Source organism: Hoylesella timonensis S9-PR14, assembly GCF_000762405.1.
GTDB classification, from domain to species: Bacteria; Bacteroidota; Bacteroidia; order Bacteroidales; family Bacteroidaceae; genus Prevotella; species Prevotella timonensis_A.
Genome location: NZ_JRPQ01000063.1, coordinates 1 through 2,076, shown reverse-complemented (window position 1 = coordinate 2,076; position 2,076 = coordinate 1). Strand labels below are relative to the sequence as shown.

The window sequence follows — 2,076 nt, the reverse complement described above, 5'->3', positions numbered from 1 at the left end:
ATCTTGTTATTAGCACCGAAATATTTGCCTGTTAATGCTTCACCAGCATAGGCAAATCCGTCCATGACGTACGAGAACAAAGTAAATAAGGTCATCAGTAAAGTATTCACAGACAGAATGACATCACCTTGGCGAGCACCCGCAGAAATGAAGAAGAAATTAACTCCAACTAAAAACAAGGTCCTTATAAAGATATCTGTATTGACCTTGAAGAAAGCGACATTTTCTTATAACCTTACTAAAAGTATAATTTTCAAAAGAAAATCGCGACCACCGAAGGCGGTATTTATGAGCGGGCTCTTTGAAAGGGGCCCGCTCAAAATAAAACTATCAGGAAGACTACTTGAAAGGCTGCGCTACAAACCCATTGAAGCGGTAGCTGTTGCTGCCAAATTTCACTTCATCACTGCTGAAGAACAAGCTGAACGCTTTTTCTTTACTGAAGGGATCAGAACTTGACGACCAGTAGAAACCGTTGGAACCTAAGCTGTAAAGCGCACCATTGTACCAAAAGCCCAACGCAGGGAGGAAGAAGTAATCATCAATCTTAGCTGGCTTGCCGGATGTTAGAGGACCATTTTGTTCGAAGGAAGTTTCGGTCACATTTATACCTTCGGGATAATCCCGCTTTAAGTCAGAAGGCTTCTTGTGGACTTCTTGAGCGATAACGCTGAGCTTCTTCAACCATATACCACCGGTATAAGTATTGCCTAAAGCCTTCCACGGAGTTGTATTATCCCAATGAGCATCACCCTTCAGTACGTACCAAGCAATTTCTTGGGCATTGGGAAGCTTCTTGAAGAGGGGATTGACGGAAGCCACGAAAGCACCACTACCTTCGTTATACCAACGATCAGGATCGGCAGACTTAGACTTAGGATAACGGGAGTCTTTTTTACTATTCTCTTTTGGCTGCCAAGGGTCAGCAGAGTCCCACTCATGACCTGACCAATAATTCTTGGCAGCATCCCACATGTAATAATTGTGACCGCTGTAAAGATCTTTAAATATATCAGATACTTCGAGACTTACGGGAATATCACAAATCCGATTGACGGCAAAGTTACGGGATGGGTAGTTCTTGGTCAGTGTAAATTCCTTATTATCCTTAACGCTAAAGACTGTATATTTCACGCTCAACTTACGCTTGCCAGGAGCGATAACGACGTAAAGAGAGTTCTTTATACTTGTCTTTGCTGTACTTTGGTCAGCAAGCGCAAGTCCATTTCCATCAGTACCGACATTAAGCATAATGGTCTTTGAATTACCTGTACCGGAAAGACCATCTTGACTCAGGTCATAAGTACCGGAAATATTGTCGGCTTTAGAGGTGATCTCTATACTTTTAATCTTATAGTTTTTGCGTTGTTCCTCAGAAGTTATATAGGGAAGGAAGCAAAGATAGGATGCCTTGTGCGCCAAGTCGAAACGATAACCGCTCTTGCCTGCAGCGGTAGTCTTCGTTGCCTTTGCCACACCGCAATCGCCAGCGGCACCAAAATGCTTGGTATTATTAAAGGCCACTTGGGTCTGATCTTTAGCTATAACAACCTTCTTTTCACCAGCAGCAGAGTTAGTACCACAATAGTACACATTGTATTCATTTTTGGTGTAAGAACCATCTACCAAGAATGTTGTTCGGGCTACAGCATTAGTGATATTACTCTTACCCTTACATAACTGATTATTATCGTCCTCTACATAGATCACGTCCTTAGACTCCCAAAGGAAGGCTCCTTGACCACCGATGGCGTTACGATTCATGGATGTACGAGTGAGAAAGTCAGGGACTTCTGTTGAAATTTCAGGAGTACTAAGCTGCATACGCTCCATAGGAGCCTCTGTTACGATACCTCCTGTAAAGGCAGTAAGCTGACCATTACTATTACTATTATTATTACTATCAGCACTCTCTTCGTTGGAGCAGCTACTCATCAGCGCAGATGCAGCAACGAAAGCAGCAAATGCGACAAATAATTTTGTTTTCATCTGTATCAATTGTTTATAAAATTAATTCATTAAAGGGCGGTTCTATAAATTACCACCGTAAAGTTTTTTTATGTCAGTCTTTTTACG

1 protein-coding gene and 1 pseudogene are annotated in these 2,076 nt (G+C 42.0%); both read right to left on the bottom strand.

Annotated features, from left to right (window positions below; genetic code table 11):
• A pseudogene (locus tag HMPREF9304_RS14880) lies at positions 1 to 215 on the bottom strand (MATE family efflux transporter); the annotation flags it as partial.
• A 124-nt stretch (positions 216 to 339) separates the two neighbouring features.
• Positions 340 to 1,989 (bottom strand): hypothetical protein, encoded by a 1,650-nt coding sequence (locus HMPREF9304_RS03135; RefSeq protein ID WP_036926358.1) that lies wholly within the window; start codon positions 1,987 to 1,989, stop codon positions 340 to 342.
• Positions 1,990 to 2,076 lie beyond the last annotated feature (87 nt).

What these genes read in the sequence shown, in the direction of transcription:
- HMPREF9304_RS03135 (WP_036926358.1), bottom strand. Translation starts at nt 1,989, where the DNA reads ATGAAAACAAAATTATTTGTCGCATTTGCTGCTTTCGTTGCTGCATCT.